The sequence below is a fragment of the Proteus vulgaris genome, from assembly GCF_016647575.1.
Taxonomy (GTDB): Bacteria; Pseudomonadota; Gammaproteobacteria; order Enterobacterales; family Enterobacteriaceae; genus Proteus; species Proteus mirabilis_B.
On sequence record NZ_CP032663.1, the window covers coordinates 3,585,615 to 3,603,077 of the forward strand.

Annotated in this window: 15 protein-coding genes; 1 reads left to right on the top strand and 14 read right to left on the bottom strand. The window is 41.0% G+C overall.

The window, feature by feature from the left end; all coding sequences use genetic code 11:
* The first annotated feature begins 702 nt into the window (after positions 1-702).
* A complete protein-coding gene (locus tag D7029_RS16385; protein WP_088494525.1) occupies positions 703-1,668 on the top strand; it encodes a helix-turn-helix domain-containing protein in 966 nt (321 codons plus the stop codon).
* 70 nt (positions 1,669-1,738) lie between these two features.
* On the opposite strand, the gene D7029_RS16390 is transcribed toward D7029_RS16385, so the two are convergent.
* The 14 genes from D7029_RS16390 to fixC form a co-directional block, all read right to left on the bottom strand.
* Positions 1,739-2,023 (bottom strand): ferredoxin family protein, encoded by a 285-nt coding sequence (locus D7029_RS16390; protein WP_075673872.1) that lies wholly within the window; start codon positions 2,021-2,023, stop codon positions 1,739-1,741.
* Positions 2,020-3,306, bottom strand: coding sequence for an FAD-dependent oxidoreductase (locus D7029_RS16395; protein ID WP_088494524.1), 1,287 nt, complete (start codon positions 3,304-3,306; stop codon positions 2,020-2,022). The genes D7029_RS16390 and D7029_RS16395 overlap by 4 nt, the downstream gene beginning before the upstream one ends.
* 63 nt (positions 3,307-3,369) lie before the next feature.
* A complete protein-coding gene (locus tag D7029_RS16400) occupies positions 3,370-4,311 on the bottom strand; it encodes an FAD-binding protein (protein ID WP_194951263.1) in 942 nt (313 codons plus the stop codon).
* Between the two features lie 11 nt (positions 4,312-4,322).
* A complete protein-coding gene (gene fixA / locus D7029_RS16405) occupies positions 4,323-5,099 on the bottom strand; it encodes a putative electron transfer flavoprotein FixA (protein ID WP_088494522.1) in 777 nt (258 codons plus the stop codon).
* A 53-nt stretch (positions 5,100-5,152) separates the two neighbouring features.
* Complete coding sequence (locus D7029_RS16410; protein ID WP_088494521.1) at positions 5,153-6,292, bottom strand: acyl-CoA dehydrogenase family protein; 1,140 nt, start codon at positions 6,290-6,292, stop codon at positions 5,153-5,155.
* A 95-nt stretch (positions 6,293-6,387) separates the two neighbouring features.
* On the bottom strand, positions 6,388-7,707 hold the full coding sequence (locus D7029_RS16415; protein ID WP_072069069.1) for a GntP family permease: 1,320 nt from the start codon (positions 7,705-7,707) through the stop codon (positions 6,388-6,390).
* A gap of 80 nt (positions 7,708-7,787) precedes the next feature.
* The gene (locus D7029_RS16420) at positions 7,788-8,921 is read right to left on the bottom strand and encodes a 2-hydroxyacyl-CoA dehydratase subunit D (RefSeq protein WP_194951264.1); all 1,134 of its coding nucleotides are present in this window, start codon (positions 8,919-8,921) and stop codon (positions 7,788-7,790) included.
* Positions 8,921-10,162, bottom strand: a complete 1,242-nt coding sequence (locus D7029_RS16425; protein WP_194951265.1) for a 2-hydroxyacyl-CoA dehydratase subunit D — start codon at positions 10,160-10,162, stop codon at positions 8,921-8,923. Before D7029_RS16425 ends, D7029_RS16420 begins: the two co-directional genes overlap by 1 nt.
* Positions 10,159-10,986: an acyl-CoA dehydratase activase gene (locus D7029_RS16430; protein WP_228766706.1), complete on the bottom strand. Its 828-nt coding sequence runs from the start codon at positions 10,984-10,986 to the stop codon at positions 10,159-10,161. Before D7029_RS16430 ends, D7029_RS16425 begins: the two co-directional genes overlap by 4 nt.
* 36 nt (positions 10,987-11,022) lie before the next feature.
* Complete coding sequence (locus D7029_RS16435) at positions 11,023-12,258, bottom strand: CaiB/BaiF CoA transferase family protein (RefSeq protein WP_088494519.1); 1,236 nt, start codon at positions 12,256-12,258, stop codon at positions 11,023-11,025.
* A 66-nt stretch (positions 12,259-12,324) separates the two neighbouring features.
* Complete coding sequence (locus tag D7029_RS16440) at positions 12,325-13,962, bottom strand: AMP-binding protein (protein WP_194951266.1); 1,638 nt, start codon at positions 13,960-13,962, stop codon at positions 12,325-12,327.
* A gap of 471 nt (positions 13,963-14,433) precedes the next feature.
* Positions 14,434-15,756, bottom strand: coding sequence for an MFS transporter (locus D7029_RS16445; protein ID WP_088494517.1), 1,323 nt, complete (start codon positions 15,754-15,756; stop codon positions 14,434-14,436).
* An 85-nt stretch (positions 15,757-15,841) separates the two neighbouring features.
* Positions 15,842-16,129 carry a ferredoxin-like protein FixX gene (gene fixX / locus D7029_RS16450; protein ID WP_023582978.1) on the bottom strand — a complete coding sequence of 96 codons (288 nt, stop codon included), beginning with the start codon at positions 16,127-16,129 and terminating at the stop codon, positions 15,842-15,844.
* On the bottom strand, positions 16,126-17,418 hold the full coding sequence (fixC, locus tag D7029_RS16455; RefSeq protein ID WP_194951267.1) for an FAD-dependent oxidoreductase FixC: 1,293 nt from the start codon (positions 17,416-17,418) through the stop codon (positions 16,126-16,128). The genes fixX and fixC overlap by 4 nt, the downstream gene beginning before the upstream one ends.
* Positions 17,419-17,463 lie beyond the last annotated feature (45 nt).

Sequence of the window (17,463 nt, forward strand, 5' to 3'; positions counted from 1 at the left end):
AAAATAGTCATGTTTAGCCCACTTATTTTAGTGGGCTAAATACTACATAAATAATGTTTTATAAATCGAGAAACCTATTTCACGTTCACGATATTGATTTGTTCACAACAAATGAAAGCGTGAACATCGTTAAGATTAAATATATTTACTATTAATAAATCATGATATCAAAGGAAGAATTGTTGTAATATATATTACGAATTCTATTAATAATTAAATTTATAGAAATTTAATTATATTTTATATAATTAATAACGCTACGATTAACAATAAATAACAATATTATTTAACAAATGATTATATCCAGTACATAAAATCCATATTAACTCACACTCTGAAAAGAATGAAATAAACGAGATATTAATAAGAATCACTCTTAATCTATTTATGAGATCTCTCTCTAAAGATAGGAAATTAACTTAGGATTAATAGCATAGAAATGATAGCATCAAAAATGCTATAAATTAATTCTATAATTTACATGACTTTAGTTTAAATAAATTAAAAACTTTTAAATATATTGTCTTCAATTTATTAACAAGGAAGATAATAGATATCTTCATCAATAATTATTTAAACGTACTATTCTAATTTTTAGATTAAAGTTATCGAAAAATTATTCTATTTTTGTCTGGTTTAAGGCATTTTTATACCCGACAAGTAGCAACACAACAAAATACTTTCAATAAAAGTGGGCGTACTATGAAAAGCATGTTTACGACTCGGGAACTCCCTGACGTAGATCGGTTTTCCGTATTCAGGGATACAATAAAAGACCGCTTTTTATCGTCTTATGAATGCAATGAAGTCGAATTGCCTCCTCATTCTCGATTTTATGCCAATATTGTCGAGCAACAGGTGACCAATATGCGCTTTATTCAGCTAGAGTCTAATGGGCACTGGGCGAGTAGCCGTCCATTAACTCATAAACTTAGCTTAGAAGAGCATTTTCAAATTGAAATCCAGCGTTCAGGAACCAGCCATCTTACTCAAGATGGAAGAACCGCATTTCTACGGCAAGGTGACTTTTGTATTTTTGATATGGCAAGACCAGTATCATGGTCTTTTGATAACGATTACTCATTATTTAAAATTTTGATCCCAAGGGAGAAACTGGCATCCCGTTTAGGTAATACCCAAAATCTCACTGCAAGAGCGATACGTGGTAATAGTATTACCGGCTCTCTCGTTTATAGCTTTGTGATGCGCTACATTCCGTTCTTAGATTCAATGCCGCCACAGCATGCACAACAACTTGCCGATATTTTATTGAATTTAATTACGTCTGCTTTCAGTGAATACAGTATAGCGACACCACCGCAAAGCTTAGGAAGGTCAACGCTATTTTATTTTGCTCAGCACTATCTTGAGCAACATCTTTCTGATCCAGATTTGAGTGTTAATGAATGCGCAAATGCGTGTGGGATCTCCGTGCGCTATTTACAGATGTTATTTAAAGAACAAAATACGTCTGTACTTCGTTGGATCTACCAAAAACGTCTTGAGAATTATAAAGCAGCTTTAGTGAATCCTCTCTTGGCAGAGAAAAATATTACACAGTTAGCTTATGAATGTGGATTTAGCGATATTTCTAATTTAAGTCGAAAATTTAAATCTGAATTTTTTATGACACCTTCCGAGTATCGAAAAATACACTCATTAAGATAAGTAGATTAATTATCTCCCCCCTAGTTTACATTTTGGAGGTTATTCTAGAGGGGAGATAAAATTTATTTCATTAGCCGTAACGAAACTCAATGCCTAATGTGCCACACGGATACTCCCATTTTTTTAAAATCGTATCGCCACATAAAACACGGCAAGTACCACACTCTAAACACCCTGCATAATCAAAAAGATATTGTCCTTTTTCATCTTTTTTATATAACCCTGCAGGGCAAGCTTTCATTAAGATTTCAAATTGTGCAGGATCGATATCATCCTTTAAAACGATATGTGGATTTTCTTCATCCACATTAAATTTATTGACGCCTAATTTAACGTCTACATTTACTTGACTCATAAAGAACGTACCCCCTTAAATCCATCTTTAATTAAGTTCATCACACCGACTTTCTTAACTTGAGACAGTATTTTCTTACGCACAGGTTTTTCTGGGCCATTAATCACGAATAAATCATGCATGACATTGGCAGCCATTTGCGGGTAATCCGTAAAGAATCTTGTATTATCGAGGAAAGAAGGTAAGTCTTTATATAACTTCATATCTTTCATGACGAAACTGTCATTTAATAACGATTGATAGCAACTTAATTCTTTTTGGCTATAGCTGTTTTGCTCTTTCGCCATTAATACTGCTTTTGCAGCTGCTTCACCAGAGGCAATTGCTAAATCCATCCCTCTTACGGTATAGCCAACGTTAAGGCAAAATCCAGCAGCATCTCCCGCAACTAATACGCCATCTTTGACTAATTCAGACACCATATTCATGCCACCTTCTGGCACCATATGCGCTGAATATTCTAATAATTTGCCGTCTTTGATAAGTGGTGCAACAACAGGGTGTTGTTTAAAATCTTCTAATAATTGAGGAACCGTTTTTTCGAATTTGTCGACATTATGTAGCCCTAAAACAAGGCCTAAAGAGACGGTGTTTTTATTGGTATATAAGAATCCGCCACCTAAATATCCGCCTGATGGTGCGCCAGCAAAAAGCCAAGCTAAGCCTTCATCATTAGTACAACCAAATCGGTCTTCCATTTGTTGTGGCGTGAATTCCAATAACTCTTTAACCCCTACAGCCACAGTGTGAGGATTAACTTTTTGTGTCATACCTAACTGTTTTGCTAATAATGAGTTAACACCATCAGCAAGAATAACGACGTGAGCTTCAATTTCATCATCACCCGCTTTTACACCACACACCTTTCCATCTTTTACCAACACTTCATCGACACGCACACCCGTGATCACTTGTGCGCCAGCGTCTTCTGCTTTTTCCATTAACCATTGATCAAATGAAGAACGCAATACGGTATAAGAGCGTGCCGCTTCCTCTTCTTGCTGAGTATGTTGATAATCTAAAGTGACCCCATCGGTTTCCGTTAGCATGGAAATTTTTTCGCGCGTCACTAGTCGTTCAACAGGGGCTTCTTGAGCAAAATTGGGAATGATTTTTTCAAGACTATGTGCGTACAAACGCCCACCTGTCATATTTTTACTGCCAGCGAAATTACCTCGCTCTACCACTAAAACATCACACCCTGCTTGTGCTAATACATAGGCAGCAGTACCACCAGCAAGTCCACCACCCACAATAATGGCGTCAAAAATATCGTCTGACATACTTTCCTATCCTTTTATTATGTGTGGTCGCTTAGCAAATTATCACTAAGCGACCTACGGTGATTAGCCGCCAAGCTTCGCGGTTAATGCAGGTAACACTTTGTAGAGGTCGCCAACAATACCGTAATCCACCATATTGAAAATTGGGGCATTTTTATCTTTGTTGATACCAACAATGATTTTTGCTCTATCCACACCGACCATATGTTGGATTTGCCCTGAAATACCGACAGCAACATAAACGTCCGCACCTAAAGTCACGCCTGAAACACCAATGTAGCGATCGTGTTCCATCCAGCCTTCACCTTCAGCAATTGGACGAGAACAACCTACTTCACCTTGAAGGGCTTTCGCTAATGCTGACGCTAATGCAATATCATCTGCCTTAGCAAAACCGCGTCCAACACCAACAACACAGTGCGCTTTACCTAAATCAACAGTACTACCTTGTTTTGGCTTACGTGCTAACACTTTTAATGTATGTGCGGGGGCGATAAAGGCACTTTGCACCACAGGTGCATTGGGTGCGTCTTTGATTGCTTCCACATCGAGCGCACTGCCCACAGTGGCAATAGCATAAGGTGAACGAATTTCTGCTTTAGCATGTGCTAAACCACCATAAACTTGGTGTGTTGCAATCACGGTATTGTTTTCAATAGCAAGGCTTAATGCATCACTGACGACACCCGCTTTTAACGTCACGCCAAGGCGAGCGGCAATGGCTTTTGCACGTTTTGATGAAGCAAGAAGAACCAATGCATTCTCGCCCGCCTCTTTAATAATGGCGGCAAAAGAGGCGGCATAATCGTCAGCAATCACACCTTCTTGTGGTGCGAAACAATAAACACAGTCAGCGCCTAAGTTGACACATTCACGCGTGCTTTCATCATCACCGATAAACAGCACATTAACCTTTTCACCAAGACCACGAGCCAATGCAATCAGCTTTGCTAAATCATCCGCTTTTTCGGCATAAACAAAGGTAGTAGGTAGTAAACTAGCCATTTTTAATCTCCTTATTGATTAACCGCTTGGCGTAAATGTTCAGCAAAAGTGGCAATATTTTCATCTGAATCACCTTCTAAAATAATACCAAGGCGATCAGATTGCTCTGGCGCACAAACTTGTGTTTGCACAACAGTCAGAGCAGAAATATCAACACCGATATCTCCTAAACCCAGCTTTTCAACAGGTTTTTTATTCGCTGCTAAAATGGCTTTCATTGAAGGGAGTTTGGGTGTGTTAATGCTCGAAGTGACACACACAATCGCTGGTAATGTCAGTTCAAGTTCTTCAGTGATATTTTCTAAATCACGTTCAACTATGATTTTGTCGCCTTCAACGGTAATTTTGTTTACTGCGTTGACACAAGGTAAACCTAAATATTCACCTACCGCCAAACCCGTTTGTTGAGCGTATAAATCACCAGAACCCTCACCAAAAACTAATAAGTCAAAACCGACTTTTTTTGCAGCTTGCGCAATAATATTGGCAGTATCTGTTGAATAAAGAGCGCTACACGCATCATCAGCAACTAGCGTTAATGCATCAGGACCACGCGATAAAATGTCTTTTTTGATTTTCGCGTTTTCAACCATTGCACTTGTACCCACACTTAATGCCGTTACGGTGCTATCACCAAGGGTAGAGGCAATTTCTACTGCGGTTTCAATGGCATTCAAGTCATACAAACTAATTTTTAAACCCGCATTATCGGTTGCGAGTGTACGATCAGGCCGTGTTGTGATGTCTTGTTCGTCATGAACAACCTTACAGCAGGCAATAAGTTTCATAATTCACATTCTCCGTTTTGCACAATGCAACAAATTAATAAGCTCAAATCCCATTACGCTAAAATATGCTTAGCGATAACCATGCGTTGCACTTCACTTGTGCCTTCAAAAATTTCGGTGAGTTTTGCTTCACGCATCAGACGTTCAACAGGATAGGATTTGGTGTAACCCATACCGCCATGTAATTGGACGGCTTTTTGAGTCACATAAGTGGCAGCCTCTGCTGCATAAAGTTTGGCTTGAGCAGATTCACGGGTATAAGGAAGGCCCGCCATTTTGGCAGCGGCAGCGCGATAAACCAGCATACGTGCGCAATCAACACGAGTTGCCATATCCACTAATACCCATTGAATACCTTGGTTAGCCGCAATTGGCTTACCAAATTGAATACGCTCTTTGGTGTAAGCAATCGTGGCATCTAATGCACTTTGTGCGATCCCTAATGCAAGCGCAGAACAACTTAAACGTCCACCGTCTAAGGTTTCCATCGCGATATTAAAGCCTTTACCTTCTTCGCCTAACATGGCGCTGGCTGAAACAACACAATCACTAAAACTCACAGAGCAAGTTTCAGAGCCGTTCATGCCCATTTTGTCTTCAGGTAAACCAATGCTGATACCCGGGTTATCACGCTCAACTAAGAATGCAGTGATCCCTTTAACACCTTTACTTTTATCCGTCATGGCAAATACGATAAAAAACGCACCTTGAGGTGCTGCGGTGATCCACAATTTAGAGCCATTAATCACATAGTTATCACCTTGGCGAACAGCAGTTGTTTCTTGAGCCGCAGCATCACAACCCGCGCTAGGTTCTGACAAACAGAAGCACCCTAATTTTTCGCCCGAAACTACACCCGGTAAAATGCGGGCTTTAGTTTCTTCATCAGCATATTTTTGAATAATTGGGCCAGTTAAAGAGCATTGTGAACCCATGATCATCGCGTGAGAGGCACTGACTTTTGCCATCTCTTCTGTTGCTAATACATAGCTAATTGCATCCGCTTCTGTACCACCATAAGCCTCATCAATATTGAAACCAAAGAGTCCTAATTCAGCCATCGGGGCGACGCTTTCACTTGGAAAACGGTGCTCTTTATCAATTGCACCCGCAATTGGTTTAATATCGTTTTCAACAAACTCTCTGACCATATCGCGGATCAGGACTTGTTCTTCTGTTAGCTGAAAATCCATGTTTATTTTCCTCTGAGAATATTTATGGTTATCTCTATGGCGTGCGATTTCACGTTTGTCGCCTTATCGCACGCATTAATGGGTTAACGTTATTTCTACATCGTCGCTATAGATGCAGGTAAAAAGGTGTACAGCAGCAACATAAACATCATTGCTAACAGTGGGATAGCGAGGGTTAATGTACCCACAGGACCGTATCCCTCTTTATGGCTGACACCACAGACGCTAAAGACAGTAATAATCAATCCGTTAAATGGAGGTGTTGTACTCATAGATGCCATTGTGGCTACACGGTGTAAGGAGCCTTGATCAACCACCGTTGCAGGGAACATTGCAGCAATCATTGGCATAGCAATACTTAACGCACCAGAGCCTGAACCACTGATAAACACCAAGGCACCGACTGAAATTGCAGTCACAACAAGTGGATTAAGACCCGATTGAGCAATCGCTTGAAATGATTCTTTGAACGCAGGTAAGGTCATGACTAACGCACCAAACCCAACAATAACCGCCGTGTTAAAGAGGGAGGTCACCCCTTCCATCGTTCCCGCAGCTAAATTAGGGACGAGTTTTTTCCAATCGAGATAGCGTAAATACACAATTAAGGCGGCAATAATCGCGCAGAACAGTGCAATAGCAGGGTCCCATTTCAGGATATTCAGCACGACAAGCAGAATAAGCATAGGGAGTAATGCAACTAGCACATTAGGTAATTGACGATCTTTCTTACCTTCCTCTGCTTTTGCTGTTTTTTCATCTTCAACCCAGCCTTCGCCTTTTGCTTTTACACGCTTAAATAACCAAGTGAGGTAAATAATGACTAAGGTGACTTGGAACAGTGCCGTCAACATACCTGGGACTAAACCAGCTGTTGCTGACGTACCTAAGAACTTCATTGGGATAAGGTTTTGGATCTGAGGGGAGCCCGGCATTATCATCACAAACGTACCCGCACCTGCAAAATAGACAGCTGGAATAAGTCTGCGAGGAAGATTCGCTTTGCGGAATAAACTCACCATCATGGAATAAACGGTAAACAGTGCAACAAACACTGAAACACCGCCGTAAGCTAAAATGGCACAAGCCGCAACTAATGAAGGAATAACGGCCCTTTCGCCAAATTTGCCAATAATAAAAGAGGCAACACTATCAGCAGCGCCACTGATAGCGGTTAATTTGCCAAAAATCGCACCGAGTACGAAAATGAAGAAGAAGCTGCCAAAATAACCACCTAATCCGCCGGTATACACTTGTAATAGTGCATCGACAGGATTAAGCATATCTGGTGATACAAGCCATGCAGTCACAGCAAGAAACAGGCTGGTGGTAAAGACAGAAATGAAGATATGTATGCCTTTCATACACATAATCATTAATATCGCTAGCCCGATGATTAAACAAATAATACCCATGATTGCCCCACTTATATGTGTTAGGGTTCAATTGACCTGTGCTATCCACACAGGTCTTTTGTGACTATTGATTAACGTTGTTAAGCAGAGAGCACATCTGCAAAAGTTTGCAGTGCCGTTCTTGCCTGTTCATATGTTTTAGTTTGCTGATCGATTTCGATGATGATGGAAGGAATGCCTTCTCTATCGAGGAATTTCTTCACAATAGGGGCATCAAATTCTTCAGGATCACAGAACTTCGTCAGTAAATAGACGACACCATCAGCGCCTGTGTTTTTCACCATATCGGCAATTAAACGACCGCGTTTTTTCTCTGGATCATACAAAAGTGAACACCCTTCAAGCTGAGCAATTTGCTCTGCCATCGCCTCATAAGGTGCTTTATTTTCAGGGATATCTTGGCGGAATTGACGAGACTCATGTGCAACTTCATCTGCCACAATCGCCATCTTGTTATCAGCCAAAATTTGTAGAATTGAAGGGCTATCCGCAATAATGCCTGTTACAACAATCTTGTGCCCTTTCCAAGGTTCTGGAGACAAGGTTTTGCATTGTGCAACAATGGCTTCAACGGCTTTGGTATGTTCAACCACATCCATAAAATAACCACTTTTGATCACGGTATTACGGCGTTGTGGTGTGACTAAATTTGGATGAAGTGCCGCGATATCTGAAAACTCACGTAATGCGCGACGACGTTGATTAAACAGATGAATAGCATTTTTTAGTGCCTCATCTGTCACGGCTTGACCGGAAATTTCCCCTAATTGCAGTGCAATTTTTTTGTATTGTTCAGTTAAGAATGCAATACCTGCTGGTGTTTTACGGTTCTGTGGATGGACTAATTGAATAAAAGGAACTTGTGGTACACCGGCTTTCCAGTTTTGTCCTAAGCATTTTAAGGTGTCACACAAAGAAGGAATTAAGGCAGCAGACAATTTGTTTAATGCCCCATCCAATCCCATCTCAAGAGAAGAAAGCACTAACGCACAATAGAAAGGAGGAAAATATTTCTTCGCTTCTGAGATCTCACGTCCTTCTGCACCCCAAATACCAAAAGGCACCATACCTGCCGCATAGACAATTTCATTCGGGGTATATTCAGGAAAACAGCCAATAACCTTTTTGCCACTGCGAATAAAACCATCTAATTGAGCAACAGGGTTATCCACCACGGCTTGCAACTCATCAAACAACTCCGTTAATGTTTTCATTAGATGTCTCCCTTTTTCATTTCTGCTTTGTTAGCAGCCATAATTTCAGTCAATGCTTCAACACGGGTGACATACTGCGCTTCAGAGAAAACACGAGGATCAGCTTGGTCGCCATCAAAAGTCACTGTTGGGATCTTAAGTTCATGACGAATACGGCGCTCAATTTCAGGCATAATGCCACTCCAGAGCTTACAACTGCGGTTAACGTGAATAATCGCGCCGTCCACTTTATTCTGACGACTGACATCAATACGCATATCCGCCGCACGCTCAACAGAGACACAGTTAGGAACGTAAGAGTAAGCGCGCATCATCTCGTCGCTATTTTGATAAATCACACCAAACGCGGTGGCATAAACAGTAGCGGTAACGTTGATACCCTGCTCTTTTAACGGGGTCGATGTGGCACGTAAGTAAGGCCAGCAGGCAATACCTTCAAAGAGAACACGGTATTTTTCTTCACCGCGATAAGTCGATTTTTTCTCTTTGATGTTTTGTTCCATCTCTTCACACAGTTGCTCAAAAGCCAGTGCAGCTTCTAATTTACCGCGAGCACAAACCGCAACAGCCATGTGATTAAAGAGATCAAAACCATTCATTGGAGACGGTTCATATTGGCAATATTCTGCCGCTTTTAACCATGCGCGCCCTGTGCGTTGTGAGATCTCACAAACTTCCTTGAATTTCTCTTCGGAGAAGACTTTGCCAGTGACTCTTTCGAGTTGTTTAATCGCATCATCAAATTGAGCTTGAACGTATTTCACCGTGACATCATCAGTGTCATAGTCATTTTTATAAGGAATATCGATAAGGATCATCGGGATATTCAGCTCATAAGCGATATTTTCATACCATTTGATCATGCAGTTACAGATATTGTTACAGCACAGTAAGAAGTCTGGCTGTGGCATATCCATCTCTTCACACTGTTTAATATCCATGTAAGAGAGGCTGATGCGAGCATAAGCACAGATGTCGTTGGAATATCCCATGCTTTCTGCGTGTTCACACATTTTTAAACCTGCACCTTTCGCTGCAATTGCAGCAGCTTGGTTTTCAGGGTAAACCACACATAAACCTAATGTTTCAGCGATTTCTTGAGGGAAGTTAGAGGCACACCACCCTATTTTTTCACCGCTATTTTTCGCATCCCACGCACGCTGATAAGCATCAGCAGCGATTTTTTGCAGTCGTTTTTTCGCAGGAATATAATCCGGCGCATTCATATCTACATTGCTCATTTTGATGTTCCTATTGTTAACGCATCGTCTTCCAGTTGATGGCGGTACGCTTCAAAGGCATAAATGGCGGCACCTATCGCCCCGTTGTATTGTGATAATGGAGAGGTGGCGATAGAGGCGTTCAACTCTTCGCTAACATAACGAACAACTTCAAAATTGCTGGCAACACCGCCTGTCATAACAACAGGTGCTTCAACACCAACCCGTTTTGCAAGGCCAGCAATACGGCTAGCCACAGAGCAGTGAATACCATTAATCACGTCGGGTATTGTTTCGTTATTTGCGAGATGGGAGATAACTTCCGATTCAGAGAACACGGTACAGGTTGAGCTAATCGTGACTTTTTTAGTGGACTTAGCACCCTCTTGAGCGAGATCAGAAATTTTGGTTTCTAATACTCGCGACATCACATCGAGAAAGCGTCCTGTACCAGCAGCGCACTTGTCATTCATCACAAAGTTTAATAAACGTCCTGCACCATCCATATGAAGTGCTTTAACGTCTTGACCACCGATATCAATCACTGTTTTCACGCCCGGAAAAAGAAAGTGTGCGCCTTTCGCATGACAGCTAAGTTCGCTCACTTCTTTGTTGGCTTCTTTCAGCGAATTACGGCCATATCCTGTTGCGCAGATCCAGCTGATCTGACTGAGATCGCCACCAAATTGGCGCAAGACTTCATTGATCGCTTTTTCAGGGCCAGATGTCCCAGCACCGACAGATGCCAATGACTTCGCGACAATAGCGTCACCATTTTTCATGATGATGCATTTTGATGCAGACGATCCGATATCAACGCCCATTGTGAAAATGTCTTGTTGCATGCCTTTGCTCTCCTGAAAATTAAAAAAGTAAGTGGATTATTCTTTCCACGTCATCACGTCTTTATTGGCTTCAAGGTTTGCTATCTCTTCAGCGCTATACCCTAATTCAGCTAATACAGACGGTGTGTCTTCACCTAACAAAGGACCACGGCGGTATTCAGGTAAACCACTCTCTAAGAAATCAATTGGTGGACGAACTAAGGCTTTTTCACTGCCATTTTTGTATTTCATGTTGTAGAAGGTGTTGATTGCCCAAGCTTGTTTGTCTTCCAACACTTCTTCCCAAGTTTGTGCAATGCTGAATGGGATATCGTTTTTGGTGAAAATATCTGCCCACTCTGACGCTGTTTTTTGCTCAACTTGTTGCCAAATCAGGTCATATAATTCAGGAGAGCGATTATTTTTCGCTACTTCTTGTAGACGTGTATAACGCGCGTCTTCCGCTAAATCTGGACGACCAATACAAGAAATAAAGGTTGGATAATAAGCGTCGTAAACAGGCATGCAGACTTGAATAAAACGATCATCTTTCGTTTTATAAGCCAGAATAAATGGACTGGTGGTATTGCGACGGTCGATTGGATAAGGCTGACCATAATCTGGGTATTGCGCCGCTTGGATCATGATAGCTTGGGTATAAATAGAGGTATGTAACAAGTTGGTTGAAACATACTCGCCTTGACCGATATTTTTAGCGCGAATATAAGCGGCTAACACACCTGAAACCAAGCCTAATGCACACTGGTGATCGCCAAGACCTGGGATCACGTTCATAGGTACTGTGCCTTTTTGGTACAGTGATCCTAAAATACCGCCACGCGCAAAGAAGGCAGTGTAGTCAAATCCGGGCAGATCTTTATCTGGACCTTCATCACCATAACCGGTCACGCTGGCGTAAACTAATTTTGGAAAACGTTGTTTTAAGGTTTCATAATCTAAACCTGCGCGCTCTCTTGCACCGGGACGCCAGTTAGTTAAGAAAATGTCCGCTTTTTCTAACAGTTCAAACAGGATTTTTTTCCCTGCTTCTGTTTTCGTATTTAACACAATTCCACGTTTATTGGCGTTTTCTAAATCAAAACTGGTGTTTTCATGTTGATCTAATGGGCGACCTTCTGTTGGTGCGGTATAGCGTAAGTTATCGCCACTTGGAGATTCGATTTTGATTACGTTCGCACCCATATCAGCTAAAATACGACCTGCTGCAGGTACTGCGATAAAGGTCGCCAACTCAACTACGGTGACGCCTTCCAGTGCTTTATGACTTGTCATTTCTTCTCCTAATTATTTTTAGACTTCATACTGCTGTTGTCAGAATGTGGATAAATCCATTGTCACTTAACCCGCTACTTTGGTTTTTTCATCCTTGATTGAAACGCTATAACCCAGTTGCAATTTCAGAGCTTGCACATCAATTTTTCCGCAAGGGGTATGAGGAAATTCTGTAAAGAAATGGAGTTCTTTGGGGATTTTGTAGCGAGCCAGTCGCTCTTGTAGAAATTCACGTAATTCACTTTCGTCAATGCTGTGGCCTTTTTGCACACAAATAGTGGCAATCACTTCTTCGCCTAAGTCAGCAGATGGAACCCCAAATGCTTTTGTCGCATCAACACCGGGATATTCAGCAATCGCTTCTTCTATTTCACAAAGACTGATATTTTCACCACCGCGCACCACAATCTCTTTCATGCGATAGGCATAGTGATAATTTCCTTGTTCATCGATACAGCCGATATCTCCCGTATGTAACCAACCCTCTTCGTCTAACGCTTCTTTAGTTTTGTCTGGCGCATTGTCATAACCCATCATCACATGGAAGCCACGCGTACAAATTTCACCTAAAGTGCCCATTGGTACAGGCTTACCTGTTTTCGGATTGATAATTTTCATTTCGACAAAAGGCAAAGGCTTACCAATAGAGCTGCGTTTGATCTCTAAAGCATCGTTAGGGAGAGTTTGAGTGCAACAAGGTGAAGCTTCTGTTTGGCCATAAGAGACGGTGATCCCTTTCATGCCGAGGATATTTTCGATGTCATCGATTAACGCAGGAGGAAAACTCGCCCCTGCGATAATGCCTTTATCAAGGCTAGATAAATCGTAGTGAGAGAACTGCTCATGCTTCATTAAGCGACTAAAAATCGTTGGTACGCCATGCATAACTGTACAACGATAGTCTTGCACCACTTTTAAAACATCTTCAGCACAGTAGTTATCTAGAAGAACTAATTGGCATCCGGTTGTTAATGCAAAAAAGAGGCAGGAAGAAAGCCCAAAACAGTGGAACAGAGGCACTGCAAGACAAATCACATCGTCATGCGTAACACCTAAGCGCTGTGCTGACAGCATTGCATTATTAATGACATTATATTGGCTTAGCATGACACCTTTAGGCATTGCAGTACTGCCAGAGGTCATTTGAATTGTCAGTAAATCTTTTACACTGACTTGTGCAACCGCATGTTGATATTCTTTATCTGATATTTTTTGGCTAACTTCTTTTAATTGAGATAAAGAAACACTTTTTTCTGCATGTTCATTTCCCATGCTAATAAATAACTGAGGTAATACATCTTTATTTTCAGATGCTTTTTTAGAAAGGCAATTAATAACTTCAATAAAATGATTACTTTTAAAACCATCTGAAAAACACAGTGCTTTAATTCCAGTTAATCGACATAAATCTAATAACTCTCTTTTCTTAAAATGAAAATTAATACAAACAACAGGAACTCCAATTTGAGCAGCGGCAAGAAAACAGATTATCCACTCTTTACTATTAGCAGACCAAATACCTAAACGATCACCTTTTTTTAAACCAATGGCTAAAAAACCACGCGCAACACTTTCTACTTCTTGTTGTAATTGTTGCCAAGTCAGTGTTGTTTTACTTTGATTTTCAATCAAGGCTATTTGTAAAGCATGTTGCTTTACTACATTGTTTAGACATTCTTTAACTGTCGTTTCTAATAAGGTCATAAATACCTACTCAACCGCTTCTTTGCTGGTGTTTACGTCTGTAATGACCTTATTCTGGGTAGGGGAAATTATTCATTCTTGGTAAATAACGAACTGTTTTTCGTCATTTGAATAGTCTGAGAGAGATTTGTGATTGAGGTCTAGATTTGGTGAGTTAAATACAATTTGTAATTGAAGAGTAATTAATAACAATGAGATAAATTTGAAACTAAGGCGTTATAAAGGTGTTATTTTTAATAAAGAAAAAGGAGAGTCATTTTATTTAAATAAAATAATAAAACCACTCTCTTTTTAATATAAACACACTCACCTCACTTTAAGATATAAACAAATCTTATCAATAAATATTAATGTAATTATTTAAATAAAAACAATATAAAAATAAATACAATAACGATTAAATTTTATAACATCTAAATAAAAAATAATTTAAATTACTTAACTTATTTTATTAATCATCGATTAAAGAGGTTATTTTCCTCGTCGCATTGGCATGGTTGAGGTTTGATTGAGTGTTAGTCCTTTAGTTTCTGGTGCAAACAAGACAGAAACTATCATTCCGAATAAGGAGATCGCAGCACCCACCAGCATCGTGGTGTTAATACCATAAGTGGCGATAAAGGCAGGAAGAGCACACGTTGAAATAACCGTACCAATACGGCTTATTGACATGATAATGCCCACTGCTGATGCCCGAATATCTGTCGGAAACAATTCGTTAGGATAGAGCCATTGTAAAATTCCGGGGCCACCAGAAAAGAATGCGTAAGTCGCAAACGCTAAGATGACAAATAAAATAGGTAAATCAGGGAAGACACCTAGCACTAATAATGCCAATGTCATCATGCCAAAACTACCAATCAATAGTGGACGTCGCCCTGTTTGATTTAACCAGAACATGGCGGGAATACACCCAAACATAAAGAACAAGCTAATAACCACATTCCCCAATGCCGCACTTCTTCCCGCATCCCATCCTAATAAACCGACAATTTGTGGTCCAAAGGTATAAATGGCAAACATCGGGATAACTTGGCAAGTCCAAATAACCGCAACAAAGAGAACAAAAGAGAAGTGACGTTTATTAAATAGCTCAATAAAACGTGTTGTTTTAGCATCTTCCGCTTCAAATACTACGGGTTCACCAAAGAGTTTTACCATCATCTCATTACACTCTTTAATACGCCCTTTGCGTATTAGCCAAAGCGGTGATTCAGGTAAATCAAAACGACCAATTAAAATAATGACACAAGGGATAAAGGCACTGCCCAACATCCAACGCCAGCCATCTGCAACATCATATAAAAGATAACCGACTAAGTTGGCGCAAGTCGCCCCGATATACCACATTGCAGCAATAAAACCGACGGCAAAAGCGCGTTGTTTTTTATTGGAAAACTCAGTGATCATCGAGGTTGCAATTGGATAATCGGCACCAATTACAATCCCAATAAGGAATCGCATCACCAACAAGCCCACTGGCGTGGAAACAAACATCGTCGCAATAGAAATAATGGCAATAGCCACAATATCCACAAGGAACATTTTGCGACGACCGACTTTGTCACAAATATAACCAAAGAGTGACGTACCAATAAACAGCCCTGCTAATGTTGCCGCACCAAGCAGACCAATCCATTGTGTATCAAGCTGTAATAACGGTGTGAGTTGCTCTAACGCCACGCCGATAATCACTAATACATAGCCATCAAGAAAAGGGCCACCACTCCCCCATAACATCACTCTACGATGCACAGAGGTAAAGCGAATATCATCAAAGTTTCTGGGTTGCATGACTGCGTCCTGGTATTTTTTCTAAATAAAGCAAAAAAGAAAAGCTCCCAGGCCGGAGCAGCACTGGGAGAAAAGTAGCGATACATCATCCGTAACGATATTCCACGCCAAACGTTCCGCGTGGGTATTCCCATTTTTCAAGCGCACTATCTAAACCAAGAATTCGACAAGTTCCACACTCTAAGCACCCTGCATAGTCAAAGCTGATGGTGCCATCTTCTTGTTTTTTATAAAGACCTGCTGGACATGCTTTGACTAAAGTTTCCAATACCTGCATATCAGGCTGCTCTTTAACGACGATATGTGGATTTTCCTCATCGACATTAAATTTATTGATGCCTAATTTGACATCGACATTTACGGGAGAACTCATATTGCTTTTACTCCTTTGATCCCATCTTTGATCAGATTCATCCAGCCCACTTTTTTGGTATGGCGCATCATGGTTTTACGCATTGGTACTGGCGCTTCGCCAGTTACGGTGAAGAGATCTTTTGCGATACCAACTACCATTTCAGGGTAGGCGGTGAACATACGAGGGTTATCAAGTAAATCAGGCATACGCTGATAGGCTTTCATATCGCGTAACGGGCCATCTTCTAAATGTTTGAGATACTCATTTAGCGTTTGCTTGCTAAAATCATTTTTCTCCATGGCAGAGAGCACAGCTTTTGCTGCGGCTTCACCTGATGCCATCGCTAAATCCATGCCACGGATAGTAAAACCAAGGTTCATACACATCCCTGCTGCATCACCAGCAATCAATACGCCATCACGTACTAATTCGTTTTGCATTCTCAACCCAGCTTCAGGAACAACGTGTGCACCATATTCCACCATTTTTCCACCTTCAATGAGCGGAGCAACAACGGGATGCTGTTTAAAATCTTCCAGCATTTGTGGTACTGATTTTTTCGCGTCTTTAATATGGTGAAGTCCACAGACAAGACCTAAAGAAAGTGTGGTTTTATTGGTATATAAGAAACCGCCACCCATTAGTCCATCGGTAGGTGAACCTGCGAATAACCAAGCCGCACCTTCGTTATCTTTTAGGTTAAAACGATCTTTAATGACATTTTCAGGCAGTTCGATGATCTCTTTTACACCCACCGCCACATTTTCAGCGGCAACACGTTTTGTCATCCCTAACTGTTCAGCCAAGATGGAATTCACACCATCGGCGAGGATCACCGCTTTGGCTTCTAACACATCACCGTCTGCCTCAACGCCGACAATCTTGCCATCACGCTCAACGAGCTTATCAACACGAATACCCGTAATACATTGCGCCCCCGCGTTTTCGGCTTGTTCCATTAGCCATTGGTCAAACTCGCCACGTAATACAGACCAAGAGGCAGTTTTTGGGTTCTTTCCTTCTGTATTTTGGTAATCAATTGTCATTGCGCCGGTTTCGGTCATAAATGACAATTTTTCATGAGTAATAACTCGTTCAACAGGCGCTTCTTGCGCAAACTCAGGAATGATGCGCTCAAGGGTATGTGCATACATACGACCACCGGTTACATTTTTCCCGCCAGCGTAGTTACCTCTTTCTATTAGCAATACTTGTGCGCCTTCCCTTGCCAAAACAAGTGCAGCCACAGATCCTGCTAATCCTGCGCCAACAATAATGGCATCGAAAATATCTTCGGAATCGGACATAACATCTCCAGAATTTGCGATAAACAGCAGAGAAGTTTCCTTCCC

Excerpts from the sequence above, each read along its gene's own strand:
- D7029_RS16385 (WP_088494525.1), top strand. The coding sequence starts at position 703 with ATGAAAAGCATGTTTACGACTCGGGAACTCCCTGACGTAGATCGGTTT.
- D7029_RS16390 (WP_075673872.1), bottom strand. The coding sequence starts at position 2,023 with ATGAGTCAAGTAAATGTAGACGTTAAATTAGGCGTCAATAAATTTAAT.
- D7029_RS16395 (WP_088494524.1), bottom strand. The coding sequence starts at position 3,306 with ATGTCAGACGATATTTTTGACGCCATTATTGTGGGTGGTGGACTTGCT.
- D7029_RS16400 (WP_194951263.1), bottom strand. The coding sequence starts at position 4,311 with ATGGCTAGTTTACTACCTACTACCTTTGTTTATGCCGAAAAAGCGGAT.
- fixA (WP_088494522.1), bottom strand. The coding sequence starts at position 5,099 with ATGAAACTTATTGCCTGCTGTAAGGTTGTTCATGACGAACAAGACATC.
- D7029_RS16410 (WP_088494521.1), bottom strand. The coding sequence starts at position 6,292 with ATGGATTTTCAGCTAACAGAAGAACAAGTCCTGATCCGCGATATGGTC.
- D7029_RS16415 (WP_072069069.1), bottom strand. The coding sequence starts at position 7,707 with ATGGGTATTATTTGTTTAATCATCGGGCTAGCGATATTAATGATTATG.
- D7029_RS16420 (WP_194951264.1), bottom strand. The coding sequence starts at position 8,921 with ATGAAAACATTAACGGAGTTGTTTGATGAGTTGCAAGCCGTGGTGGAT.
- D7029_RS16425 (WP_194951265.1), bottom strand. The coding sequence starts at position 10,162 with ATGAGCAATGTAGATATGAATGCGCCGGATTATATTCCTGCGAAAAAA.
- D7029_RS16430 (WP_228766706.1), bottom strand. The coding sequence starts at position 10,986 with ATGCAACAAGACATTTTCACAATGGGCGTTGATATCGGATCGTCTGCA.
- D7029_RS16435 (WP_088494519.1), bottom strand. The coding sequence starts at position 12,258 with ATGACAAGTCATAAAGCACTGGAAGGCGTCACCGTAGTTGAGTTGGCG.
- D7029_RS16440 (WP_194951266.1), bottom strand. The coding sequence starts at position 13,962 with ATGACCTTATTAGAAACGACAGTTAAAGAATGTCTAAACAATGTAGTA.
- D7029_RS16445 (WP_088494517.1), bottom strand. The coding sequence starts at position 15,756 with ATGCAACCCAGAAACTTTGATGATATTCGCTTTACCTCTGTGCATCGT.
- fixX (WP_023582978.1), bottom strand. The coding sequence starts at position 16,129 with ATGAGTTCTCCCGTAAATGTCGATGTCAAATTAGGCATCAATAAATTT.
- fixC (WP_194951267.1), bottom strand. The coding sequence starts at position 17,418 with ATGTCCGATTCCGAAGATATTTTCGATGCCATTATTGTTGGCGCAGGA.